Origin of the sequence: Streptomyces sp. AB3(2024) (assembly GCF_041862025.1) — a bacterium.
In the GTDB taxonomy this organism is placed as follows: domain Bacteria; phylum Actinomycetota; class Actinomycetes; order Streptomycetales; family Streptomycetaceae; genus Streptomyces.
In genome coordinates, this window is record NZ_JBGWAB010000009.1 from 47,980 (window position 1) to 71,673 (window position 23,694).

24 protein-coding genes and 1 pseudogene are annotated in these 23,694 nt (G+C 72.3%); 12 read left to right on the forward strand and 13 right to left on the reverse strand.

The genetic code is table 11. The features are described from left to right. The first annotated feature begins 132 nt into the window (after nt 1–132). On the forward strand, nt 133–1,470 hold the full coding sequence (locus tag ACEPPI_RS06180; RefSeq protein ID WP_373914209.1) for an MFS transporter: 1,338 nt from the start codon (nt 133–135) through the stop codon (nt 1,468–1,470). Nucleotides 1,471–1,530: 60 nt separating this feature from the next. Here ACEPPI_RS06180 and ACEPPI_RS06185 read toward each other — a convergent pair whose 3' ends face one another. The 3 genes from ACEPPI_RS06185 to ACEPPI_RS06195 form a co-directional block, all read right to left on the reverse strand. Further along, entirely contained in the window at nt 1,531–1,809 is a 279-nt protein-coding gene (locus ACEPPI_RS06185; RefSeq protein ID WP_373914210.1) for a hypothetical protein, read from the reverse strand. 141 nt (nt 1,810–1,950) lie between these two features. After that, nucleotides 1,951–2,637 (reverse strand): TetR/AcrR family transcriptional regulator, encoded by a 687-nt coding sequence (locus ACEPPI_RS06190; RefSeq protein WP_373914211.1) that lies wholly within the window; start codon nt 2,635–2,637, stop codon nt 1,951–1,953. A gap of 83 nt (nt 2,638–2,720) precedes the next feature. Then, nucleotides 2,721–3,653 carry a hypothetical protein gene (locus ACEPPI_RS06195; protein WP_373914212.1) on the reverse strand — a complete coding sequence of 311 codons (933 nt, stop codon included), beginning with the start codon at nt 3,651–3,653 and terminating at the stop codon, nt 2,721–2,723. A gap of 232 nt (nt 3,654–3,885) precedes the next feature. On the opposite strand from ACEPPI_RS06195, the gene ACEPPI_RS06200 reads away from it, so the two are divergent. The 6 genes from ACEPPI_RS06200 to ACEPPI_RS06225 all read left to right on the forward strand — a co-directional run bounded on the left by ACEPPI_RS06200 (nt 3,886) and on the right by ACEPPI_RS06225 (nt 11,091). After that, nucleotides 3,886–4,938, forward strand: a complete 1,053-nt coding sequence (locus ACEPPI_RS06200; RefSeq protein ID WP_373914213.1) for a site-specific recombinase — start codon at nt 3,886–3,888, stop codon at nt 4,936–4,938. 291 nt (nt 4,939–5,229) lie between these two features. Then, nucleotides 5,230–5,955: a DUF4241 domain-containing protein gene (locus ACEPPI_RS06205; protein WP_373914214.1), complete on the forward strand. Its 726-nt coding sequence runs from the start codon at nt 5,230–5,232 to the stop codon at nt 5,953–5,955. A gap of 122 nt (nt 5,956–6,077) precedes the next feature. Further along, nucleotides 6,078–6,572, forward strand: a complete 495-nt coding sequence (locus ACEPPI_RS06210; protein WP_373914215.1) for a hypothetical protein — start codon at nt 6,078–6,080, stop codon at nt 6,570–6,572. A gap of 181 nt (nt 6,573–6,753) precedes the next feature. Then, the gene (locus ACEPPI_RS06215; RefSeq protein ID WP_373914216.1) at nt 6,754–9,786 is read left to right on the forward strand and encodes a CHAT domain-containing protein; all 3,033 of its coding nucleotides are present in this window, start codon (nt 6,754–6,756) and stop codon (nt 9,784–9,786) included. A gap of 20 nt (nt 9,787–9,806) precedes the next feature. Continuing rightward, nucleotides 9,807–10,178 (forward strand): hypothetical protein, encoded by a 372-nt coding sequence (locus ACEPPI_RS06220; RefSeq protein ID WP_373914217.1) that lies wholly within the window; start codon nt 9,807–9,809, stop codon nt 10,176–10,178. A 4-nt stretch (nt 10,179–10,182) separates the two neighbouring features. After that, on the forward strand, nt 10,183–11,091 hold the full coding sequence (locus tag ACEPPI_RS06225; RefSeq protein ID WP_373914218.1) for a hypothetical protein: 909 nt from the start codon (nt 10,183–10,185) through the stop codon (nt 11,089–11,091). A gap of 39 nt (nt 11,092–11,130) precedes the next feature. On the opposite strand, the gene ACEPPI_RS06230 is transcribed toward ACEPPI_RS06225, so the two are convergent. Next, nucleotides 11,131–11,577: an anthrone oxygenase family protein gene (locus ACEPPI_RS06230; RefSeq protein ID WP_373914219.1), complete on the reverse strand. Its 447-nt coding sequence runs from the start codon at nt 11,575–11,577 to the stop codon at nt 11,131–11,133. Between the two features lie 91 nt (nt 11,578–11,668). Here ACEPPI_RS06230 and ACEPPI_RS06235 point away from each other — a divergent pair, with 91 nt between their 5' ends. Next, nucleotides 11,669–12,247: a TetR/AcrR family transcriptional regulator gene (locus ACEPPI_RS06235; RefSeq protein ID WP_373914220.1), complete on the forward strand. Its 579-nt coding sequence runs from the start codon at nt 11,669–11,671 to the stop codon at nt 12,245–12,247. Nucleotides 12,248–12,766: 519 nt separating this feature from the next. Here the strand turns inward: ACEPPI_RS06235 and ACEPPI_RS06240 are convergent. The 5 genes from ACEPPI_RS06240 to ACEPPI_RS06260 all read right to left on the reverse strand — a co-directional run bounded on the left by ACEPPI_RS06240 (nt 12,767) and on the right by ACEPPI_RS06260 (nt 17,583). Continuing rightward, complete coding sequence (locus tag ACEPPI_RS06240) at nt 12,767–13,165, reverse strand: hypothetical protein (RefSeq protein WP_373914221.1); 399 nt, start codon at nt 13,163–13,165, stop codon at nt 12,767–12,769. Nucleotides 13,166–13,358: 193 nt separating this feature from the next. Next, complete coding sequence (locus ACEPPI_RS06245; protein ID WP_373914222.1) at nt 13,359–14,777, reverse strand: cellulase family glycosylhydrolase; 1,419 nt, start codon at nt 14,775–14,777, stop codon at nt 13,359–13,361. Between the two features lie 390 nt (nt 14,778–15,167). Continuing rightward, on the reverse strand, nt 15,168–15,452 hold the full coding sequence (locus ACEPPI_RS06250) for a hypothetical protein (RefSeq protein ID WP_373914223.1): 285 nt from the start codon (nt 15,450–15,452) through the stop codon (nt 15,168–15,170). A 184-nt stretch (nt 15,453–15,636) separates the two neighbouring features. After that, the gene (locus ACEPPI_RS06255; protein WP_373914224.1) at nt 15,637–16,227 is read right to left on the reverse strand and encodes a hypothetical protein; all 591 of its coding nucleotides are present in this window, start codon (nt 16,225–16,227) and stop codon (nt 15,637–15,639) included. 225 nt (nt 16,228–16,452) lie between these two features. After that, nucleotides 16,453–17,583 (reverse strand): NADH:flavin oxidoreductase, encoded by a 1,131-nt coding sequence (locus ACEPPI_RS06260; protein WP_373914285.1) that lies wholly within the window; start codon nt 17,581–17,583, stop codon nt 16,453–16,455. A 241-nt stretch (nt 17,584–17,824) separates the two neighbouring features. Between ACEPPI_RS06260 and ACEPPI_RS06265 the strand changes: the two genes are divergently transcribed. From ACEPPI_RS06265 to ACEPPI_RS06275, 3 genes and pseudogenes are all read left to right on the forward strand, one after another. Next, a complete protein-coding gene (locus ACEPPI_RS06265) occupies nt 17,825–18,262 on the forward strand; it encodes a MarR family winged helix-turn-helix transcriptional regulator (protein ID WP_373914286.1) in 438 nt (145 codons plus the stop codon). A gap of 232 nt (nt 18,263–18,494) precedes the next feature. Then, a complete protein-coding gene (locus ACEPPI_RS06270; protein ID WP_373914225.1) occupies nt 18,495–18,773 on the forward strand; it encodes a hypothetical protein in 279 nt (92 codons plus the stop codon). Nucleotides 18,774–18,946: 173 nt separating this feature from the next. After that, nucleotides 18,947–19,051 (forward strand): annotated as a pseudogene (locus ACEPPI_RS06275) (IS5/IS1182 family transposase); the annotation flags it as partial. Between the two features lie 109 nt (nt 19,052–19,160). Here the strand turns inward: ACEPPI_RS06275 and ACEPPI_RS06280 are convergent. Next, nucleotides 19,161–19,754, reverse strand: coding sequence for a TetR/AcrR family transcriptional regulator (locus ACEPPI_RS06280; protein WP_373914226.1), 594 nt, complete (start codon nt 19,752–19,754; stop codon nt 19,161–19,163). Nucleotides 19,755–19,877: 123 nt separating this feature from the next. Between ACEPPI_RS06280 and ACEPPI_RS06285 the strand changes: the two genes are divergently transcribed. Then, a complete protein-coding gene (locus ACEPPI_RS06285) occupies nt 19,878–20,987 on the forward strand; it encodes an FAD-dependent oxidoreductase (protein WP_373914227.1) in 1,110 nt (369 codons plus the stop codon). A gap of 169 nt (nt 20,988–21,156) precedes the next feature. Here the strand turns inward: ACEPPI_RS06285 and ACEPPI_RS06290 are convergent, their stop codons facing one another. From ACEPPI_RS06290 to ACEPPI_RS06300, 3 genes are all read right to left on the reverse strand, one after another. Then, nucleotides 21,157–22,092, reverse strand: a complete 936-nt coding sequence (locus ACEPPI_RS06290; protein WP_373914228.1) for an NADP-dependent oxidoreductase — start codon at nt 22,090–22,092, stop codon at nt 21,157–21,159. Nucleotides 22,093–22,274: 182 nt separating this feature from the next. Continuing rightward, the gene (locus tag ACEPPI_RS06295) at nt 22,275–23,228 is read right to left on the reverse strand and encodes a M56 family metallopeptidase (RefSeq protein WP_373914229.1); all 954 of its coding nucleotides are present in this window, start codon (nt 23,226–23,228) and stop codon (nt 22,275–22,277) included. Continuing rightward, nucleotides 23,225–23,602, reverse strand: a complete 378-nt coding sequence (locus ACEPPI_RS06300) for a BlaI/MecI/CopY family transcriptional regulator (RefSeq protein ID WP_373914230.1) — start codon at nt 23,600–23,602, stop codon at nt 23,225–23,227. The genes ACEPPI_RS06295 and ACEPPI_RS06300 overlap by 4 nt, the downstream gene beginning before the upstream one ends. Nucleotides 23,603–23,694 lie beyond the last annotated feature (92 nt).

A 23,694-nucleotide genomic window follows, 5' to 3' on the forward strand; every position in this document is an offset into this window, starting at 1 on the left:
CATCGAGATATTTTCGCTGAGGATTCGGGGCTCGGGATGTGGCGGGGCGGGGACGGCTGGGGGAGCGGGAAGGGCCGGCGGGGCCGGCGGGGCGGAGAGGGCGGGCCGGGTCGGCGGGGTGGGGCCGGCCTGTTGGCGCAGCTGCGCCGGCCGCCGGGGGGCCGTCCCGCACGGATCATGCTGCTCGCCCTGTTGCTGGATCGGACCGGCTCGGGAGTGTGGGCCGCGGCCTCCGTCCTGTACTTCACCTTCGTCGTCGGGCTGGACGCCGGGCAGTTGGGCCTGCTGTTCGGCGCGGCCGGAGTGGCGGGCATCGTCGGCTCGCCGCTCGCCGGCCACCTGGCCGGCCGGTTCCCGGTGCGCGCGCTGCTGATCGGCTGTCATCTGCTGCGCTTGGCGACCCTGTGCGCGCTGCTCGTCGTCACCCGCTTCGAAGCGCTGCTGCTCGTGGTCGCCCTCACCAACCTGGGTGACCGGGCGGCCAAGACGCTGGAGATGCTCTTCGCCACACGGGTCGCGGGCGAACGGCGCGCCACCTACCAGGCGTTGTCGCGCAGTTCCGCGAACGCCGGCTACGCGCTCGGCGCGGGCCTCGCCGCGATCGGCCTCGCGGTGGGCAGCCGCGAGGCTTACCAGGCCCTGATCCTCGCCAACGCCTTGTCCTTCGTCGCGGCCGCCACGCTGGTGTGGCGCACCGGGGAGGCGGGCGGCCACCCGCAGGCCCGCACGGCCCGCACGGGCGGCCCGCTCGAACAGGCCGGCCAGGAGGGGCGGGAGGGGGCGTACGGACCGACCGGGCGGCGGAAGCCCGGGCCGAGCCCTTGGCGGGACCGCGGATACCTGCGGTTCGTCCTGCTGGACATGCCGATGAACCTGGACGACTCGGTCCTCGGCGTGGGGCTGCCGCTGTGGCTGGTCCACCACACGGACGCACCCCACGCACTGGTCCCGGCCTTCCTCGTGATCAACACCGTGCTCGTCGTCGTCCTGCAACTGCGGGTGTCCGCCAGGGTCGAGGAGCCGCGCCAGGCGGCGGGCGCGGTCCGCCTGTACGGGCTGACGATGCTCGCCTCCTGCGTCCTGCTCATGCTGTCGACGGGGGGCGGGGCCTGGACCGCCTCGGTCGTCCTGCTGGCGGTGGCGGTACTGGTCACCCTGGCGGAGCTGATGCGGTCGGTGAGCTCCTGGGAGCTGGCGGTGTCCCTCGCGCCCCAGGAGGCGCGGGCGTCCTACCTGGGGGTGGCGGGCATGGCCCAGTCGGTACAGAAGTCCGCCGGGCCGCCGCTGCTGACGGGCGCCGTGATGGCGGCAGGACCCGCCGGATGGCTCGTCCTCGGAACGGCGGTCGCGGGCCTGTCCGTCGTACAACGGCGCTACAGCCTGCTACGGCTGGACGCCCAGGACGCCCGACCGGCCCCGACCGTACCGGTTCCCGCCACCGGACGCGGTTCCGGGACCAGCCGAAGCTGATGCCTCAGGGGCGGACGCGGCGTGAACGCGCCCGTTTCGACAAGAACTTCGAGCGGTGGCTCAGGAGCCTATCCGCTCGATGAGGCGGAGATTGCAGGACGCCTGGCCCCTGCCGTTCTTCGCCAGCACCCAGAACGATCCGTCGCTGTCGCGGCCCACCACGGTCGACGCGCTCTTCAGTGAGTCGGGCCTGTGCTTCTTCGCCACGTCGTACAGCTCGGCGAGCGCCTGCTCCCGGGTCTTGTTGCCGTTGACGGTCCGAACGAGCGTGACCTGCCGGTGCGGTGCCGCTCCTTCGGCCGTGCTCGTCTCCTCCGAGATGATCAACCACGTGGACATCGTTCAGCCTCCTTGTGACGGGCGGTGTGGGCACTCGCTCAACACGAGCGGCGAACCGCAGCCGGATGCGCATCCCGCGGCGGGACACGACCTACGTCTTCGGCCCCGCCCCCGCGACGGTGCCCGTTCCGGGCCGCCGGCTCACCGCGCCGGCGGCTCGTATTGCCCTTCGAGGCCCATGCCACGCACCAGCTCCCGCATCAGCAGCTCGAACATGGGCTCCTGGTCGGAAAAGAGCGGGGCGAAGTGCCCGAAGACCTCCAGTGCGATCTGGCCGTAGAGCGACCGCCAGCAGCTCAGCATCACCACCATCGCGCCGGGGGGAAGGTCCACGCCGGTGTCCGCCCGGTAGTCCAGCATCTGCTGCCGCAGGCGCGGATCCATCTCGTCCTCGGCGAGAACCGGGAACGGGCGTTCCGCCCACAGCCGCACGAAGACCGGACCCCAGAGGGCGGCAAGCCGCCGCACCCAGGAACTGGTCAGCTCGCGGTGCGCGTCGCCGGCGGCCGTGGCCGGCGTGCCGAACAGCAGGTTGAATTCGGGCTGGTGCGTGATGGCCCAATGCCGGAGCGCACGCACCGGTTCGATCATCCGCATCGCGATGTTTTCCGCGGGGTGGGAGAGGGCCGCGGCCTGGAGCTCGTTCACCAGATCGTCGACGATGTCGTCCGCCACCCGGTACACGATCTCCGGGAGTCCGCCCTCGAAATGGTGGTAGAGGGCGGCGGGGGTGACCTCGACGCGCCGGGCGATCTCGGCCAGCGTGAGGGCCTCGACGCCCTGGTGTGTGATGACCTGGCGGGCGGCGGAGCGCACTTCCGCGGACATCTGAGCCCGTAGCCGTTCACGACGCCCTGATGCCGCCATCCGCTCGCCCCTCCTCGCGCCTCGACCTCGGGGAGTACGCTACGTCATCCCTCGTCGGAGAATTCGGCGCGGTGGTCCTTGGCGGAGATCCGCCAACGGTCCACGAACCGGTCCATGAAGGTATAGCTGACGTCCTCCGGCTTTCCCTGCGGATTCAGGGTCATTTGTGCCTCCTTTCCCTTGACTTGCACCTTCTTCACCAACATCCTGCGGCCGCTGTCCGTCAGGAAGTCCGCGTCGGAGCTCTGTGAGGCCGTCTCCATGTACGTGGCGCAATCCCCGTTCGCCTGTTCCAGGGCCTGCCGCGCCTCCGGGGTGTACAAAGCGCACATGCGAGCGAAGTCCCGGTCCTTCATCGCAGCGCCGAACGCGTCCCAGGTCTCCCTCACGCCGCCTTCCCCCGGGTCCGCTCCGATGGATGCCACGCTGCGCGTGGAGATCTGACCGCCTCCGCCGCCACCACGCGCGGCGACCGGCCCCGGGCCGGCGCCGTCATCCCCGCCGACCCACTGCGTGACGCCGTAGCCACCGAGCACGACGGCCAGGACGGCGAAGGCGCCGAAACCGATGCGGGTGGTGCGCTTCCTGCTGCTGTCGATGTTGCCGCCTGCGACCTGGGCGTTCTTCCCGCTGACGCCTCCACCGTTGATGTTGACCTGGTGGTGCGACGAGCCGGAGGTGACGGTGCCCTGGTTGGTGTTGTGCTGGTGGAGCTTCACCGCGTCCTCCAGTTCCCGCGCGAACGAGGCGTCGCTCCGGGCAGAGGCGGCGAGCAGGCCAGCGGTCTCCATCCGGCGCCCTGAATCCTGCGGAGTCTCTTCGAACCGCTCCAGCACCCTCGCGCCGTCAGCCGTGGACCGCAGGCGCTGCCTCACCAGGTCGGTGACCGAACCGGCGGCCATGTTCTGGAGGACTCCGGACAGGAAGTCCCCCGCGATGCCGACCGCTGCCGCCGCCAGGATCCCGAGCTCCACCATCTTTTCCTCCCCGTATCCGGGACAACCGGTCAACCCCTTGAACTAAAGGGCCTTTAGAAAGTAGCGCACCTTTAAGATCGATATCCAGTCAAGTGCGCCAAGGAAAGTCGGACTTGGTGTGAGTATTCAGTGGCTGTCGCAGTAAACGCCGGATTTACTGCGGCAGCGCCGATATCCTCGCCCGGGGCCGGGTGCGCACATTCACTGTGGGAGGACCGGAAGGGGCGGACGGGTGGCGATCGAACGGGCGGCCGTGCCGGAGACCGTGACCATGACCGAGCGCGAGACCGAGCGCGAGACCGAGTCCGAGACCGAGTCCGAGCGCGAGATCGCGTCGCGGGTGCCGAACCCCCGGGCCGCGCCCCCGCTGCCCGCCCCGCCGCGGACGTACGCCTCGGCGGTCGAGCGGTACCTCACCGGTGCGGGCATCGCGGAGTCCTCCGTACGGATCTACCGGATCTCGCTCACCACCTGGGGCTGGATGCTGCGCGGCGAACGAGCCCCGACCGGGCCGGCCCGCCGCCGTGCGACGCCCCCGCCCTTCGACCTCGCGGCGGTCGACGACCCCGGGCTGCCGCCCGTACTCGCCGAACTCGCGGCGGCGCGGGCGGAGGAGATGGACGCCGACACCGTCAACCGCGAAGTGTCCATCGCGCGCAAGGCGATCGGCTGGTGGCAGGCCCAGGGGTGGATCGTGGCAGACCCGACGACCGGGGTCGAACGGCGCCCGGTACCGCCGAACCGCGAGAAGGGGTTGTCGAAGCCTCAGATCGCCGCCCTGTGGGCGCTGGAGGCGTCCTTACGGGAGAAGACGTTCTGGCGGCTCCTCTACGAAAGCGCCGCACGGGCCGAGGAGATCCTGTGCCTGAACGTCGAGCAGCTGTCGCCCGCCGACAAGCGCGGCCGGGTCGTCTCCGAGGGCGGCACCCCCGAGTGGATCCACTGGCGGTCCGGTACCGCCCGGCTCCTGCCCCGGCTCATCGCCGGCCGCGCCCACGGCCCGCTCTTCCTCACCGACCGCAAGGCCCCCGCCCGCACCCCGGCAGCGGACACCTGCCCGACGACCGGCCGCGCCAGACTGTCCTACCGCAGGGCGGAACAGATCTTCGAGGAGAGCACCCGGCTGCTGGCCAACCCGCTCGCGGGCCCCGACGACTTCGCCGGCCTGGAGGGCTGGACGCTCCACCGGCTCCGCCACGGCGTCCCGACCCACGACGCGCAGGACGACACCCCGCCCGGAACATCGCGGAACGCGACCCCGCCGCCCGGCGGAAACCGGGCGTGAGCGGTTCCGGTACGGGGTGGCGGCACCGACGATCCCACCGGGCCATCCGGATCGACCCGCTCGGGTACGGCCGGTCGGCCGGACCGGCCGACCACCCGTGCTCCCGAGGCCGCACGCCGGGGCGCCGTGGTAGCGGACCGGCCCGGCGTCGAGCACGCCGTGGTCCCGGTGGACTCGGGGGAGGCCCGGCGTGTCCGGTCGCGCACTGCGACGATGCGCGGAGTGCCGATGTCGGAGGGCCCGCGTACGGTTCGGTCGACCGCCCGGCCGGGCGGCGAGGAGGGGTGGGACATGAAGTGGGTCGGGGACGCGCGGCTGGCAGCCGGGCCTGAGGCCGCCCGGTACCTGGAGGCGGCTTTCACTCCTGGCGCTCACCTGGGGACGGTGTACGACGATCCGACAACGCCCGTCGTTGTGACGGGCATCGAGGAGGTGACCACCATGCGTGTGCCCAGTGGCCGTCTTGTCGTCGATGCGCCCTGGGACGACGACGACGTCGGGAGATATGAGCGAGGGGTGCCGACGAGGCCCCCGCGGGAGCTGGCCGTGCGCATTCCCCCGGGCGTCTACCGCGTGGAGATCGCGTGGACGGCGGGCCCGTACGAGTTCTTCGGCGAGCACTTCGATGGCATCGAGTCCGCGGCGACGCGCCTGCGCATCAGCGATGTCCCCGTGATCGGGTGGGAGATGGGTCTGGGCGTCGACGAAGACATCGACCGCCTGTCGCCGGGCGAGAAACCCCGGTTCGGCGCGGATCACAATGTCGGCTGTTTCGCCGACGCCGGCGCGTGGACGACCTTGTCCGCGCCGTTTCGCAGGTGCCCGGACGGCCGTTGGGAGCCGCGTGGAAGCGGGCAGCTGCCGGACGGGTGCGAGCGGATAGGCGACGAGTCCCAACAGGCCGATCTGGTGACGTTCACGGCGGAGTCGGGCGGCATCGTCTGGCTGGGGCGGACCGGGACCGGCGACGTGGCAGCGATCGTCGTCACCAGTGGCATGGCCGGCGCCACAGCGTGACGTGTCTCGCCCCGGTCATTCTTCCGGGGGACGGTTCATCGGCTCGGGGATGAGCCGGCCGAGGCCGGGCGTCGTCCTGCCGGGCGACGCGCGGTCGGCAGGCCCACAGCCAGCATGTGGGCATGACGACAACCGACATGCCGAGTGCCTCCCCGGCCGCGCCGCTCTGGGCCCGCCGTGCCGCCCATGCCATCGCCCTGTGTGCCCTCCCGTCCGGCTTATGGCGCATCGCCATGGCATCCGGGGTCTACGTCGGCTACAGCGACGAGGTCCTGCGGGATGTCTACGCCATCCCGGGGTGGGGCATCGCGTACGTCGTCGGCCTGTCCGTCCTCGCCGAACTGGCCGCCCTCTTCCCGCTCCTGCTCGTGAGCGGGCGGCAGCGGCTGCTGCGCTCCCGGACCCTTGCCGCGACGGCCTGCACGGCCGCGGCCGTCCTGGTCGCGGCGACACTGTGGCAGGCCGTGGTCGCCCTGACCGTCGAGAGCCACACGTACCTGTCGAACGGTCCGGCCCAGGTCGTCTGGGCCTTGCTCTTCGCCCCGCTCGCCGCCATACCCGTGCTGATGGCGGCCGTGACCTTCTCGTACATGAAGCGCCGCCGAGAGATCCGGTGACGGGCTGGCTGCCCGGTCCCGGGCGGACGAGCGTTCGCAGGGAGATTTTTCAGGATTCGCGTCCCTCCCCCCGCCCCCGCTCGCTACCGTTTGCCGTCACCGCAGGAGCCGATGCGGGCGGGTTTTCGGGTGATCGGGGGCCGGATTGCATCCAAATCTGCGTGCTCGCGTCCGGCAGGCGATGTCGGATCCGCAGGGACCCGCGCCGTGGTCGACCGACGAGCGCGACAGCGTGCTGGCCGGCCGGACGCACTACAACGTCGCCATGACGCTCTACGACGTGCGTGACCGGCTCACGCCGGACCAGACGGGCGCGGCCGGGGACCTCGCCTTCGACGAGGTCTACCTGACCGCCTACTACTACCTCGCCCGGTGCCGCCACCTGCCCGAGGAAATGCGCGAGTGGAACGTGAACGCCACCCGGCTCCTCTTCGACGTCGTGCACGCGGTGCGGCCCGAGCTCGTGCCCGAGCACCTGCGCGAGCTGCACGAGCGGGATCCGCAGGGAGTGGCCCCCGCGTACGAGATCGTGCACGCCGTGGGAGTCGCCCTGTTCCTGGCCGGCGTGGAGGACGGCCACCGGGAGGGCATCACCGCGTCCACCGTGTGCCTCCTCTGGGCGCGGGAGAAGGCCGAGGGCACGCCGTCCGAGCCCTACATCACGTTCAACCTGGGCTCGGCCGTACTGGCGATGGCCGGTGTCGCCGACGAGCCCCGGAAGTACCGGCGGGCGGGGCTCGACCACATGCGCCGGGCCCTCGCCTCCCTGCCCGACGGCGACCCCGCCCGTGCCGGGATGCTGGCCGGACTCAGGCAGGCACTGGCCGACGAGCCCCCGACCGCGCATCCCGAGGACAGCCCGGAAGCCGAGGTAACCGCATACATGCGGGACGGCGGCCGGGAGCGGCTCGACCGGGCCGTCGACATGCTGCGCGCGGCCGTCGAAGCGCCCCGGATCGAAGAGCCGCACCGCAGCCGGCGCCGCGCCGAACTGGGGCAGGTACTGCGGATGCGCTTCGAGCTCATCGGTGAGATCGCCGATCTCGACGCGTCGATCGCCGTCCTCGAGACCGTCCTCGAGAACACGGCGTTGGACGACGAGACGCTCGCCGCGACGTCCTCCTTCCTGGGCCTGGCCCGTCTGGACCGGTACCACACCTTCGGACAGGCGGCCGACCTCGAAGCCGCCGCGGAAGCCGTCCACCATCCCGCCGTCGCACGGGCGGCAGCCTCCCCCCACCACGCCCAGCGGCTCACCAACCGGGCCGCCGTCCTCACCGCACGCTTCGGTCGCCACCACGACCTCGCCGACATCACGCAGGCCGTCGACGATCTGACGTTCGCGGTGTCGGCGACGCCGCCGTCCCAACACGACCACCCCGTCATGGCGATCAAACTGGCCGTGGCCCTGTTCGAGCGCGGGAAGCACACCGAGGAGCCCGGCGACCTCCACGCGGCCGAGAGGCTCCTGCGGCCGCTCGCCGGGGAGCCGTCGGACGCCGGCCCCAACCAGCTGATGGCCCGGCTGGAACTGGGACACGTCCTGCACGCACGGGCCCGGCTGCTGGGCGGCGTCGAGGACCTTGCCGACGCGGTCGACCAGTACGAGGCCACCGCCCTGGCACCCGCCCAGGACATCCGCAGTCGGCTGCACTGCGCCGCCCTGTGGGGCGTGGGAGCCGCCGAACTGGGCGCCCTGGAACGGTCCCGCACCGCCTTCGACCTGGCGCTGAGCGATCTCGTGCCCAAGCTGACCGGTCGTGCGCTCGGCCGTGAGTCGCAGGAGGCACGGCTGCGCGAGCTGCCTTCCCTCGCCACCGTCGCCGCGACCGTATCGATCAGGGCCGAAGAGGTGCGGGAGGCGCTCGTCCGGCTGGAACAGGGGCGCGGCGTCCTGCTGGCCCAGGCACTGGAACTGCGCGGCCGGCACGACGAGCTCACGGCCGCGGCCCCCCGGCTCGCCGACCGCTTCGAACGGGTCTGCGCCGAGCTGGTGGCATCACACCGCAGCCCGCAGCAGCGCCGCCAGTCGGCGGGCGACTTCGACTCGCTGGTGGCGGAGATCCGGGCTCTGACCGGCTTCGAGGATTTCCAACGCCCGCCCGCCTGGGAGCAGTTGCGCGAGGCGGCGGCGCAGGGGCCGGTCGTCGTGATCAGTGTGTCGCCGCTGGCCTGCTTCGCCCTGCTGCTGACTCCCTCCGCCGACGGCCCGGGGACCCTGGAGCATCTGCCCCTGAGGGTCACGGCGGACGACATCACCGCCCGTGCCGAGACCTTCCGCACCGCCGTCGCGGCGCTCGTCGATCGGGCGACCCCCGGCCCGGAGCGGTACCGGCAGGACCGCGCCATGAAGGACACCCTGCGATGGCTGGGCACACACATCGCCGGCCCCGTCCTCGACCGCCTGGGCTTCAGCCGGAACCCGCTCCCCGGCGAGCCCCTGCCACGGCTGTGGTGGTGCCCGACGGGAGTGCTGTCCCTGCTGCCGCTGCACGCGGCCCTCCTCGACCACGACGACCACACCGGCCACGACGGCGCGTACGTCCAGGACCGGGTCGTCTCCTCGTACGTCCCGACCCTCGGCTCCCTGCTGCACGCGCGCTCCCGGCCGGCTCCGGGCCCCGACCGGGCCTCGCTCCTGACCGTCGCCGTCGACGCCGCCGGTCAGGCGTACCCGCATCTGGCAGCCCTGGACGACGAGCTGACGGCGGTGGGCGCAGTGCCGGGGCGCCGACAGCAGCTGCGGGACACCGCCGCCACACCCGACGCCGTGCTCGCCGCCCTGCGCACGCACACCCACGCCCACCTGGCCTGTCACGGCGTACGGGACCCGGGTGACCCCTCCCGCAGCCGGCTCCTGCTGTCCGGCGGCGAGCTGACCCTGCGCGAACTGGCCGCCGAGCGACTGCCGGACGCGGAGTTCGCCTACCTGTCCGCCTGCCACAGCGCGGCCGCCGGGGAGGAGCTGGCCGACGAAGTCATCTCCGTGGCATCCGCGTTCCAGCTGTGCGGCTACCGGCACGTGATCGGAAGCCTGTGGACGGTCCAGGACGACATGGGGCCGCTCCTGGCCCGCGAGGTCTACCGGAACCTCGCGGCACCGGACGGCCCCGGCCCGGCGTACGCCCTGCACCGGGCGGTCGCCGAGCTGCGCGCCCACGGTGACTACGACGACCCGCTGTTCTGGGCTTCGGTCATCCACAGCGGACCATGACGACGAACGGGGGAAGGACCATGGAGGAAGACCGTTCGCTGCGCCCGGCTTTCTGCGCGGCGATGTCATGGCTGGAGGACGTCATGGCGTCCGAGGGCCGGGGCGACGAACTCCACTCCGCCGCGCGGGCCGTCCGCGCCGGTACGACGACCGTACGGCGGGCGATCGCCGCACTGGGCATCCCGGAGCACGTGCTGACCGGTGCCACGGGTACGACCCGCGGGGAGGGCGAGGGCGACGTTCCCGGACTGGTGCCGCACCCCGCCGGTGAGGTGTACACATGCCCCGACGGCTGGTGCGGCCTGAAGGAGGTCCGGCAGCCGGGCGGTGCGATACCGGCCGGCGGGCGCTGCCGGCTGCGGGACCAGCCGCTGCGCGTCCTGGAGGCCTGAGCCGGTGACCCCCGTACTCGACCAGCTCGGCGAGAAACTGGCCGAGAAGTGGGTGTCCGCCCTGGCGCTGCCCGGGCTGCTCTTCGTCGGGGCGAGCGCCTGCGCCGCCGTGCTCGGCCAGGATCATGCCCTCGACGCGGGTCTCCTGATCGAGAAGGCCCGACACTGGGCCACGACGCTGGCGCACCGGCCGGTCGTGGGTCAGGTCGCGGCGGTGGCGGTGGCCCTCCTCGTGGCCGTGGCCATGGGGATGCTCGTCCGCGTGTGCGGCGAGGGCGCCGTACGGGTCTGGACGGGGGACTGGCCACGACCGGCCCGCCGGCCGGCCCGGCGGGTGACCGCACGTCGGGCCGGGCTCTGGGAGGACCTGCAGCGGCAGATCGACGGGATCCGCCGCGACAACCCGCCGTACGACCGCGACGACGCGCAACTGCGGCAGATCACGGACCTCACCGCCCGCCGTGACCGGATGGGGCTCTCCGCACCGGCCCGGCCCACGTACACCGGCGACCGCTTCGCCGGGGTGGAGAGCCGCCTGCGGGGTCAGTACGGCATCGACCTGGCCGCCTGCTGGCCCGGGCTGTGGCTGGTGCTGCCGGAGGAGGTCAGGACGGAGCTGCGGACGACGAGGGCCCGCTTCGATGCCGAGGTGGCCGGATCGGTGTGGGCCTGCTGCTACCTGGTGCTCGGCTGCTTCTGGTGGCCGGCCGCCGTGGGAGGCGCCGCCGCCGGCCTCGTCGCCTGGCGGCGGGGCCGCCGGGCGGCCGCGGTGCACGCCGGGCTGGCGGAGGCCGCCGTCGACGTCCACCTGCGGAAACTGGCCGAGGAGGTGGGCATCGCCGTGCCCCCGGGGTCCACCTGGGAGCCCCGCGTGGGCCTCCTCCTCAACCGCCTGTTCCGCAAGGGCGCATAGCCTGCCGCCGCCCATGCGGATTCCGGTCGGCCCGCGGGCTCAGCCGAGGGCGGTGACCAGCAGGGTGAAGGCGGCGATGATGACGGCGACGCGGACGTAGTGGAAGCGGTCCCAGCGGTTCATCTGCTGCTTCCAGTCGGCCGGCAGGCCGTCGGCGGTCCACGTCTTGACCCGGTTGTTGATCGGGACGAGCAGCAGGACCGACATGACCACGCTGAGGATCAGCAACGCGGCGGCGGTGACGACGAGGCCGGCGCCGTGGTGGTTCCGTCCGGCGACGGCCCAGACCGCGGCGAGGACGAGCGAGCCGATGTACCAGAACGGCATCACGGCGCCGAGCAGCCGGGCCCCGTGGGTGCGCCCGCGCAGGCCGTTGTCTCCGGGGAGGCCGGCGAGGATCGGGTTGACGAAGAAGGCGACGGAGAACTCCACTCCCACCATCACGCCGACGGCCACGGTGGTGAAGACCTCAAGTGCATGGAGCATGATGACCCCTCCTGGGATCTAGCGTCGCTAGATGATGAGGCAACGCTAGTACTGCTGCCGCTCGTATGTCTAGCGATGCTAGGATCGAATCATGTCGGTACAGGAACGCAAGGAGCGCGAACGGGCGGGCCGCGAGCGCCTCATCTTGGCGACGGCCCGCGAACTCGCCGAGCAGCAGGGCTGGGACGCGGTCACCACGCGCCGTCTCGCCGAGCGCATCGAGTACAGCCAGCCCGTCCTCTACAGCCACTTCCGCGGCAAGCGCGAGATCATCGGTGCCGTCGCCCTCGAAGGCGCCGCCGAGATGGCCGCGGCGCTGCGGGCGGCGGCCTCCGCCGCGGACGGCCCGCGCGCCCGGGTCACCTCCCTCGCCCGCGCCTACCTCGGCTTCGCCGAACGGAACCCGGCGGTCTACGACGCCATGTTCCAGCTCGACGGCGGCCTGGCGTTCGCGCGGGAGGACACCCCGGAGCCCCTGAAGGACGCCTTCGCCGCCCTGCTGGAGAGCCTCGGCGAGGTCGCCGGGGACGGCGTCCACCCGGCGTTGTTCACCGAGGTGTTCTGGGCGGCCCTGCACGGGCTGGCGACCCTGACCCGGGCGGGACGGCTGCCGTCGGGTGACGCCGAGCGGAGGGTGGAGCTGCTGGTGGACCGGCTCGCCATGGTCTGACGCACCGTCCGGGCGGTCCGGCGGCCAGGGCCTTCCGGTCCGGCCGCCGGCCCCGGGTACCGGTTCTGGCCGCTCCCGCTCCCGCCCACGCGGCGGAGCGGCGGACCGCCCGGCCCCGCGCCGCGCCCAGGGCTCAGCCACCGATGGGCAGAGCCGGGTGGTGCTCCATCCGGACTCCGGCGGGCCGCAGCTCCAGAGGGGCCGGCACGGGCGGTGGGAGCTCATCGGAGCCACGGGTCCCGGCGCCCCGGGGGTCGCCTGCTCGGCCGGGCCGGGCATTTGCACCAACGTGCCCGCCTACGCGGACTGGATCCGTACGGCCATCAGGCACAGCGCCTGACATCGGACAGCGGACAGCGGACGAGACGGTCGCCCGCTTCCTGAGCGGCCTCACCGGCCCCACTGAGCCCACTGGGCTCACTGCGACGTCGACGGGCAGCCGCTGCTCTCCCGGGGACCGCGAGGAGCGGCCCGCGCACCGGGAACGGTGTGCGGGCCGCCGTGTGGCCACCGGCTGGTTCAGCAGTGGGGGAGGCCGGGCACGTTGTGGAACTGCGCCGCGCCGTCCACGTACGGTCCGAACGTCCAGCTCACCCCCACAGCGACCGACCGATTGTTCTGCCACACGTTCTCGGTGCGGTACCAGACGTTGCCGTCGCTGCCGACGGGCCCGCCGGCCACCCAGCAGTCCGCCAAGACCCAGTCGCTGCCCGGCGCGAGGGTGATGTTGTTGTACTTGCCGGATCCCGCGTCGGGGGAGGTGTAGACGCCCACGTAGTGGCTGGTGCTCAGCCGGATCCACTGCGGGGTGGAGCCGGTGTGGTTGGGGTTCGGGTCGGCGGACGCCTGCGAGGTCGCGCAGAGGATGGATGCCCCAGCCATGACGAGAGCGGCGAGAGCCTTGATCGAACGGGCCATGACGTTTCCCCGTTTCCTCCCGGCCCCCCGGTGGGGCCGGTCGGTGTACGAGCGAACCTCACCCGGCGCGTGCAGTCCAGGCCGCAAACCGGCCAGGATCCGCAGCCGGACGGCTGCCCGGACGGCGGCCCGGACGGCGGCCCGGGCAGCCGCGGCCGGTGAGGACGTGGCCCCGCCGAGCGGACCGGGTCGGCTACCTCGGGCTGATCGTGACCCGGTAGGTGGCTCCGGCCCTGCCGCGCGTGCTCACGGAGACGGTCTGGCCGTGGTCGTCCCAACTGGCCTTTCCGCCTTGGATGTCGACGCGGTAGCCGCCCGGGTACGTGTCCCTGGGCACGGTGATCTGGGTTGGCCCCTCCGCGTTGTCGCGGGTGCGGAAGGTGAGCGTGTAGGTGCGCGTAGCCGGGTCGTACGCGAACCGGAGCGGGTCGCCCGCGACGGCTCGCGCGTACGGCTGGACGAGCAGCCGGGCGTTGGGCTTCACGGCGCCCGTCTGGTCGAGGAAGCAGTAGCCGCCGCCCCGGCACCACTGCCACCACGTCCAGCCACTGGAGAAGCGGTCCAGGGAGGCCGTCATGTCGGTGACGAACTGGCTCGCGTGCGGAACGTACGGGTTGCCGCCCCATTCCCCCACGATCACCGGCATACGGTTACGGGTCGGGTAGTCGCTGATCGCGGCCTCGTAGGCGGGGATGAAGGTGCCGTTGGGGTCGTAGTCGGAGCCGGTTTCCATCGCGGTCTCGTAGAAGTGCGGCGCGTAGCCGGCGTGCGGGTCGTCGATGCGGCCCATCCGGGTCGGGACGCCGAGACCGACGATGACGGTCGGTTCGACGAACACCCACGACTTCTGGTCGACCAGGCGGATCGCCCGGGCAAGACGGTTCCACATCTCGGTGAGTTCGCCGGCCTCGAAGCGGGCCGCGGCGGCGGGGAGGTCTTCGCCTTCGAGGAACTTCGCGAACGGCTCGTTCATGAGGTCGTACCCGAGAAGCGCCGGGTGCCTGCCCAGGGCGGAGGCCACCGTCAGCCACATGCGGGCGTGCGCGGCGCGGAGGTCGGCGTCCTTGTACAGGTGGTCGAAGGCGGTCTGCACGGACGGCTCGAAGTACTCGGAGAACCAGTCGTCGGGTATGGGCGTGAACGGCAGCCCCTCGTCACGGGTGGCCCAGTCGGGGACGCCGCGGGAGCCGAAGTGGGGGCCGTACACGTCCTGGTGGGCATCGAGGACGACCTTGACGTGGTAGCGGTCGGCCCAGTCGAGGATGCGGCGCATCTTGGCGAGGTAGCCGCGGTCGTAGTGCCCGGGGGTGGGTTCGAGGTCGTCCCAGAAGAACGCGAGGCGCGCGAGGTTGAAGCCCCGGGCGGCCATGTCCTTGAGGTCGCTCTCGTGGATGTCGGCGAACGCGTTGGCGCCTCGGCTGCTCTTGTCGGAGAGGTTGAAGCCGCGCCACTGGAGCGCGCGGCCCTGGCCGTCGGCGATGAAGGTGCGGTCACCTACCGTGACCCGGTCGGGGGCGCGGTCGGGGCGGGCCTGGGCCTGTGTGGGGAGGACGCCGAGCAGGAGGGCGGCCAAGGCGAGGGCGGCGGGGACGACGCGGGAGGTCAAGCGCATGCAGGAGACCCTTTCGCGGGCGGCTGCTGGGCCGGCGGGTTACTGGCGGGTCGGATGTTACTGGCGAGTGGGTCAAGTTCACAGTGGTTCACGGGAGTTGACGAAACCGTGGCCCCGATCAGTGGCTTGCCGGGATCGGCCGCCCGTGCCGTCACCGCCCCCGGATTTCGGACGACGGCACGCACGCGAAGGGGTTCTCGACGGGGACCGGGTATCGCCGCCGCAGACGATCCGGTCTTCGCCGACCGCGGCCTGGCGATCCGGGCCCGCCCAAAGGGCCGGCGACGTCGTCCTGACCCGACCGCCCTTGCTGCCTCACGACCGGCTCGACCTGTGGCAAGCGCGCCCGGCCACGAGTGGAACTACTGCCGGAGCACGCTTCGCCGGTCGCTACCCGGCGGCCACAACCGGGCCGGCCGTGACCTGAGGAGGGTTGGGGAGCAATGGCGCGAGGTTCTCCCGTACGAAGTCCGCCGCCTGCTTGACCGATTCATCGGCCCCGGACCGGTCGGCGAAGACGCCGGTGGAGACCATCACTCCGTCCCCGGCATCCACCCAGTAGTACGCCACGAAACCGGGGACCCGGCGGAGCAGAGGCACGAACCCCTCGTCCACCAGGCGTCCCGCCTCGGCGGAGTCGGTCACTCCTTCGTAACGCCGAATCACTGCGTACACAGCTGATCTCCTCATGCGTCCCTGGGTCACCCTGTGCGGAACGACCTACCCCCACCGAGCGCCTCCCGCTCGGGGGACGTCCGGAAGTGACCCGGATAGGCGCACCGGTGATCCAGAAACGGGCATCTGCCGTGACCAGGGAGGGCCGGGCGAACGGAAGCGGCCACGCCCCGGCGGGGCGGGGTCAGGCCGGCGATGGCCAGAAGCGGCTCGGCAGCATCATCGTCATCGCAGTGCGCTCCGGAGCGATGAGCAGGGGGAAGACCGAGTCGTTCAGTACGCGGCCCGGAAGATGCCTGCGGGCGACGATGACGTCGGTGCAGTAGACGGCGGCACTTCCCGTCAGTCGCCTGGGAACCTCCAACCGCATCTCCCGGTCCATCTCGCTGGCGAGCATGCGCGAGAACGCGGCGAGTTCAGGATCCTGCTGCCGGGTCCCCTTCAGCCGGTACAGCTTTCGCGCGATGTCGAGGAGCAGGTCCGGGCTGTCATCGAACACCGCTGTGTCAGGGCTGTAGATCACGGCGGCCGGGAGGTCGTCCCAGCCGCGCCCGAACAGAGCGTTGTTCGCCTGCACGAGGGCGCCCCAGACCAGGCGGCCCTCGGCCAGCAGCATGTCCTGGACCTTCAAGATCTCCGCGAGCGGATCCTCACGCTCCACCCAGTCGGACCTGGGTATCCGCAGATATCTGAACTTGTCGAACCAGGAGAAGCTACGCGGTGCCTCTCCGAGGGCCGCCCTGCACTGGGCGATGGCTGTCGTTGATCCCGTCACGCCGCAGAGCGTAACCAGCAGCCCCTGCGGACCCGACCCCCGGCCCGGCGACCGCAGGCCGCCGGGACGTGCGGCGGAAAACCGAGCTTCTCGGTCTCCGCCGTCCGGCGGCGGGGTGGCACTCGTGAGGCCCGGCGATCCTTGACCGGAGCGCGAACGCCCCGTGACGTCGGCGGACCGACGTCACGGGGCGTTCGCGGACCAGGATTCCGCACGGCTACCGGCTCACCGGCTGAGCGACTTGAGCGCCTCCGCGTCGTACGGCTTCAGCTCGTCGAAGCGGTTGCCGAGGACCTTCGCCGCCCACTGCGGGTCCTGGAGCAGCGCCCGGCCGACGGCGACCATGTCGAACTCGTCGCGTTCCATGCGGTCCAGGAGGTTGTCGATGTCGCCGAGCGCCGCACCCTCGCCGGCGAAGGCGCGGATGAAGTCGCCGTCGAGGCCGACCGAGCCCACGGTGATGGTCGGCCGGCCGGTGAGCTTCTTGGTCCAGCCCGCCAGGTTCAGGTCCGAGCCCTCGAACTCCGGGAGCCAGTAGCGCCGGGTGGAGGCGTGGAACGCGTCGACGCCGGCCGCCGCCAGCGGGGCCAGGATCGCCTCCAGCTCCTCCGGGGTCTGCGCGAGCCGGGCGTCGTAGGCCTCCTGCTTCCACTGCGAGTAGCGGAAGATCACCGGGAAGTCGGCCGGGACGCGCTCGCGGACCGCGGCCACGATCTCCGCGGCGAACTTCGTACGGGCCACCGCGTCGCCGCCGTACGCGTCGGTGCGGCGGTTGGTCCGCTCCCACAGGAACTGGTCGAGCAGGTAGCCGTGGGCGCCGTGCAGCTCGACGCCGTCGAAGCCGATCCGCGCGGCCTCCGCGGCGGCGTCGGCGAACGCGCCGATGACGTCGTCGAGGTCGGCGCTGGTCATCGCCTTGCCGGTCCCCTCGGTGCCGTCGACGCGGATGCCGGAGGGGCCGACGGCGGGCGCGTCGGCGTACGGTGCCTCGCCCTGCTTGCGCACCATGCCTATGTGCCACAGCTGAGGAACGATCGTGCCGCCGGCCTCGTGCACGGCCGCGGCGACCTTCGCCCACCCCGCCAGCTGCTCCTCGCCGTGGAACCGCGGCACCCGGTCGCTCTGCCCGGCGGAATCGTGGCCGACGTAGGTGCCCTCGGTGACGATCAGGCCCACGCCCGCGGCGGCCCGGCTGGCGTAGTACGCCTGCACGTCCTCCCCGGGCACGCCGCCGGGAGAGAACATCCGCGTCATCGGAGCCATCGCGATGCGATTGGGGACGGTCAGGCCGTTCAGCGTGACGGGCCGGGACAGGATGTCGGCCGCGCGGGAGGCGGTGGACGTGGTGACGGTCATGCGGGTCATGCGGGTCCTCCGGGTTGAGGCTGTGGCTCGTCGGGGTGACAACGAGAAGTGCATAGTACACATGTTATGTATCATGCATATTGCGTGCGCTGCCGCCGGTCCGGCCCCGGCCCTCGCGGGGAGTCGCCCCCGGGCCACCCCGGCAGGGGTCGGCCGGTCCACGGGTCGGCGATAATGGTGGGTGCCGGAAGGAGCGGGAGGCGCAGTGCTGGAGAAACTGGAGCGGGAGCTGATGCTGCTCTCGCGGCACCAGGTGCTGGCCCGGCGCGAGCGCGACCCCGAACGCCTGGAGCGGTCGGCGTACCTGCTGCTCAGCCGGATCGACACCCAGGGCCCCATGTCCATCGGACAGTTGGCGGAGGCCTTCGGGCTCGACACCTCGACCGTGAACCGCCAGACGGCCGCACTGCTGCGCTGCGGACTGGCCGAGCGCGTCGCGTGCCCGGACGGCGGCATGGCCCGCAAGCTGCGCATCACCGCCGAGGGCGGGCGCCGGCTCGCCGGAGACCGCGAGGTCAACCAGTCCTGCCTGGCCCGGGTGGTCGCCGACTGGTCCCCCGAGGAGGTGCGGGAGCTGGAGGACGTCCTGATCCGGCTCAACCGCAGCGCCGAGGCCCTCGAAGGCCGCTTCTGGCCGCGCGCGGAGGAAGACGACACCGCCTCCCCGTAGGAACGCCGGCGACCCGCCCCGTGAAGACGCCGGCGCTTCGGGCGGCGCCCAGACCCGGCGAGCGGCCGTGCCCCGGTCGGGCTGTCGGCCGATCCCTGGGTACTGGTGTCGTCCACCCGGGCCGGGTATCGCACTCGGTCACAACCGAGACTGCGCGCGACAGTTGGTTCCGGCCGCGCTTCCGTGATGACTACGCCTGGAGTTGAGGGAGGGCGTCAGGTTGGATGGTCGGATGGAACGTATCGAGGCTGAACTGTTCACGGATCCGGGGAACGACGCGGTCGTCCGTCTGCCCCCGCGTAATTTTCCGGGCGTGCTGATCCAGGGAGACTCCCTGTCGACCATCCGCGCAGATGTCGCTGAGATCGTAGAAGCATGCGATCAGGGCGACGTCGGTGAAGCCCGCGAGGCTGCGGCCATCCTCCTCTCCAACCTTGACGAGCTGCTGGCTCGCTACACGACGGCTCTGAACGCTCACGGCATACCCATCCCCTTTCACCAGGCTCCCTGACCGCCCAGTTGCAGCAGGTCGTACCTGGCAGCATGCGTTGAGGGGTCTGGACCCCGTGGTGTAGCGGGCCGTGCTCGCGGATGACGGCACGCTGGTCGACGCGAGCGATCGCGGGCCTCGGGGAGCATCGCAGTGTCAGCAGTCCGCCGCACGCGTGCACAGTCGGTATTGGCGTGAAGACCTGGAAGGTCCTTCGCGACCGCCGCGTCAAAGGCGACGGCGTTCACCACGGCATGCTCGGAATCGCCCGGATGCACAACCGCGCCCTCGCGGGATAGGTGGCGGGGCCGAACGACAGGCCACCGCCCCCGAGGCGACCCAGAGATCATTTAGAGGACCGTGCCGGCCGGCGGTCGCGGGGCCGTGTCGGCCCCTCCAGGGGACGGGTCAACTGCCCGGGTGGGAAGCCGCCCAGCCCTGTTCGAGCAGCGCGAAGGCCTCGTCGGCGGCTCGGCGCGGCTCGGCGTGCCGCTGGATGAGGCCACGGGCCTCAAGGGCGAACCGAGCCAGGGCGGCGCAGCCGATGTCGTCCTCGGGAGCGCCGACAGCCTCGGCGATGGCCCGTGCCAGGGCCGCTTCGTGGCGCGTCCACATGCGGTGGGCGTAGTCGCGCAGCGCTGGGGTCTCCCGCACCATACGCGTGAAATCGGCGAACCGCGGGTCCGTGGCATGGACGGCGAACTGGGTCTGCTTCAGCAGGATGTGCTCGCGCAGCGCCTGCGGGATCGACTGGCCGGGGGTGCGCTCGTGCACGGCGGCGACGAGCGCTGCTTCCAGGTCGTCGTCCTGGTCGAAGACCAGGGCTTCCTTGCCGGAGAAGTGCTTGAAGAGGGTGGTCACCGAGACGTCGGCGGTGTCGGCGACGTCCTTGACGCCGACCTGGTCGTAGCCGCGGTCGAGGAAGAGTTCGAGTGCGGCCTCGGCCAGGGACTGGCGGGTCTGGGCCTTCTTGCGCTCGCGGCGCCCGGTCGGTTCGGTCACCCGTCCATCATAGGCCGGCGTGTAGTGACTAGGAAAGTGAAGTCATTGCACTTATTTTGTGAGTGTGCTTTCTTGGTGATACCGGACCTCCCGGCAGCTCACCCACCTCCCGGGGACACTCCCATGAACTCTGCCCGTGATCCCCGCATCGCGATCGTCGGTGCCGGCCTCGGTGGCCTGACCTGCGCCCGAGTCCTGCAGCAACACGGCCGCCACGTCACCGTCTTCGAACGCGAGACCTCCGCCGACGCCCGCCCGCAGGGCGGCACCCTCGACCTGCACGCCGACACCGGTCAGGCCGCCCTGCGGGCGGCAGGACTCCTCGACCGGTTCCAAGCCTTCGCCCGCCCCGAAGGAGAGGAGTGGCGCGTGCTCGACTTCGCCGACGCCACCCTCCTGGCGCATCAGGGGCCTTCCGCCGCCGGTGGCCGGCCGGAGATCGACCGGGGCCGACTACGCGGACTCCTCCTGGACTCGCTCACCGAGGGCACGGTGCGGTGGGACCGCGCCGTCACCGGGGCCACCCCGCTGCCGGACGGCACCTGCCGGCTGCTCTTCGGTGACGGCACCGCCGAGGACTTCGACCTGGTGGTCGGCGCCGACGGCGCCTGGTCGCGTGTCCGCCCGGCCCTGTCGCACGCCGCACCCCGCTACACCGGCGTCACCTTCGTCGAGACCGGATTCGACCACTGCGACACCCGCCACCCCGACCTCGCACGGCTGGTCGGCAACGGATCGATGCTGGCGAAGGGCGCCGGCAGGTCGCTGGTCGCCCAGCGCAACAGCAACGGCCACATCCGCGCCTACATCGCGCTCCGCGCGCCGGAGAACTGGCACGTGGCCGCCGGTATCGACCTCGGCGACCAGCGGGCCGTGCGGACGCACCTGCTGAGGATGTTCGACGGATGGGACGAGAGCCTGCGTTACATGCTGGGCAACAGTGACAGCGGGTTCGTCAACCGGTCCCTCTTCGTTCTGCCCGCCCCGCACACCTGGGAGCACGTACCCGGCGTCACGCTGCTCGGCGACGCCGCGCACCTGATGCCCCCGGTCGGGCTGGGCGCCAACCTCGCCATGCTCGACGGATCCGACCTCGCCCACGCCCTCGTTACCGAATCCGGCGTCGGCGACGCCGTCCACGCCTACGAGAGCATCATGCTGCCGCGCTCGATCGAGGCCGCGACGAGCAGTGCGCAGGGACTCGACCACATCGTTCCGGCGACGGCCTCCTGAGCCGACTCCGCCGCCACCGCCACCGGCCCCGGCCCCGCGCACGCGGCGAGCGCGAGGACGAAGGCGGGGGGTGGAGGCGGCCCTTGGCCCGGCGCGGATCGGGCACCGCCGCGAGGCAGCCCGGAGCCCGAGCCGGTTCCCTGTGTGCGGGCCGCTCCGCGAGCGGCGGTCAGCTCGATGGGGGGACGAGGACGATGCGCCCGCGCCGGCCGCGCGAGGCCAGGGCGTCGTGGGCCGCGGCGGCTTCCGTGAACGGCATCGTCCGGTCCACCCGTAGGGTGACACGGCCGGCGTCCGCGAGGGTGGCCAGTTGGGCGAGCTGCACGGCGTCACTGTGTACGCGGACCTGCGAGACCCGGATCCCGCGCTCCGGTGCCGGACCGGCGCCGAGGACACTGACGAACGTGCCTCCGTCTTCTACCGCGCCGATCACCGACCCGCCCAGGGCCGCGGCATCGATCAGCCCGGTGACTCCGCCGGGAACGGTTGTGCGGATCGCGGCGGCGGGGTCCGCAGAGCGCGGGACGAAGAGGGTGGCTCCCAACTCGCTCACCAGTTCCCGGTCCTGGGACCCGGCGACGGCGACGACCCGCAGACCACGCGCGGCCGCCAGCTCGACGAGGTAGCCGCCCACGGCGCCCGCCGCACCGGTGACCGCCACGGTGGCGCCGTCGGCCGCGGCGAGCAGGTCCAGTGCCTGCCAGGCGGTGAGTCCGTTCAGCGGGAGCGTCGCCGCCTGGGCCGGGCTCGCGTGCCGGGGTGCGGCGGCGACTGCGGTGGCGGGCAGGACGACGTACTCGGCGTGCGTGCCCGCCCGGGTCTCCGGCCAGTCGGACAAGCCGATCACGGCGTCGCCGACCGCGAAGCCCCGGACGCCTGCGCCCAGGGCGTCGACGGTTCCGGCGACGTCGAGACCCGGAACGTAGTGCTCCTGCGCGGGGACGCGCGAGGCCAGGGCGCCGGAACGGATCAAGGCGTCGGCGGGGTTCAACGCGGCCGCCGCGACCCGGATACGGATCTGACCGTCGCCCGGCTGAGGGGTCGGGACCTCGGCGACGCGGAGCACGTCGGAGCCACCGTATTCGGACAGGATGACGGCACGCATCTTCGTGTCTTCTCTCTGAAGGTGTCCCGGCCGGGCGGGCCCCGGCGGTCCACCCCTGGAACCTGGACGGCCGGTTCCTCATTCCGGCGGGGCGACAACGGGCCGAATTGCGCTGGGTGGAGGCGCATGCGGCGCCCGGTGGCACCCACCGCCTGTGGCCGGCCCTGTGGCACGGGCCGGCCTCAGCGGGATTCGCCCTGGGCGACTTCGATGCCGTCGTGCAGGTCGTCGGCCGCCTGGAGGGACGCCCCGGCGGAGAGTGCCACGCAGGCCACCAGTGCCAGCACCGCGGCGCGCCGGGCGAGGGGCCGCGCCGGCCTGGTCTCGGTGCCGTGGCCGAGGAGGGCGGCGACGCGGCGGGGGACCGGCCCGGCGGTCGCGGGGAGGGCCGGACCGGGGCGCGTACGGCCGGTGGCGGAGGAGGCGCGGGTCGCGAGGGCGGCCCGGCCGATGGCCCGGGCGGTCAGGCGCCGGCTGCCCACGGCGCGGGCGGCGGATTCGTCGGCGCTGCGTTCCAGCGCGTACGCCAGCGGCTCGCGCAGGGTCCGCAGTGCCGGGTGGCACAGGCCGGCCAGGTCGACCACGGCGGTGAAGAGGTGGTGGCGCTCCCGGAGGTGGGCGCGCTCGTGGGCGAGCAGGACCTCGCGCTCGGGCGCCGAGAGTGCGCGGAGCATGCCGGTCGTGACGACGATGCGGCCCGGACTTCCGGGCAGCGCGTAGGCGTCGGGGTGCTCGTCCGGCAGGACGACGAGCTCGCCCTCCGCCTCGGCCGCGAGCCTCCCGGCGCGGCGGAGCTGGGTCCGGCGCCGGCGCGCCCCCCGCACCAGCCGGGCGGTGCACCAGGCGAGCAGGGCCCCGGCGGTGACGGCGATCGCGATGACGGCGTCGGGTGAGCCGCTGCTGAGCGGGGTGAGCAGATGGCCCAGGGCGGCGACGACGTGGAGGTGGGTGGCGCCGGGGACGATCAGCAGGGCCAGCGCGCAGGTGCTCCCGGCGGCGAGGCCGACCGCGGTAACCGTCAGCAGCCAGACCACCTGCCGCGGAGGCAGGTGCGCAGACAGGTGCGAGGCCAGCCGCCTGCCCGCCGGTGCGGCCAGGAACGGCACGAGGAGGGGGAGCCAGGCGATGTGGATCACGCCGCGTCCCCTTCCCCGTCGAGCAGGGCGCGCAGCAGGCGCTCGTCCTCGCTGCTCAGCTGCGAGACGAAGCGGCTCAGTACGGCCTCGCGGTCCCGGTCCTTCGCCAGTTCGGCGTGCATGCGCCGGGCGGTGAGGCCGGAGGCGTCCTCGGTCGGCACGTAGACGAACCCGCGGCCGGACCGCTTGCGGGTCACAGCGCCCTTCTCGTACAGGCGCGACAGGATCGTCGTCACGGTCGTGCGGGCGAGGGACCCGCCCATCGTCTCCTGGACCCGGCCCGGGGACAGGGGGCCGTCCGCCGCCCAGAGCGCCGCCAGCACGCCGGCCTCCAGCTCGCCGGCGGGGCGCCGTTCGGGGGTCCTGTCGCCCATGGGTGCGCTCCTCCAGGCATCGATTCCAGGCGCCGATCGTCTACAGTGTTGTAGACCTTGATGTGGAACTGTAGCCGTCAGTCGGCAGGGCG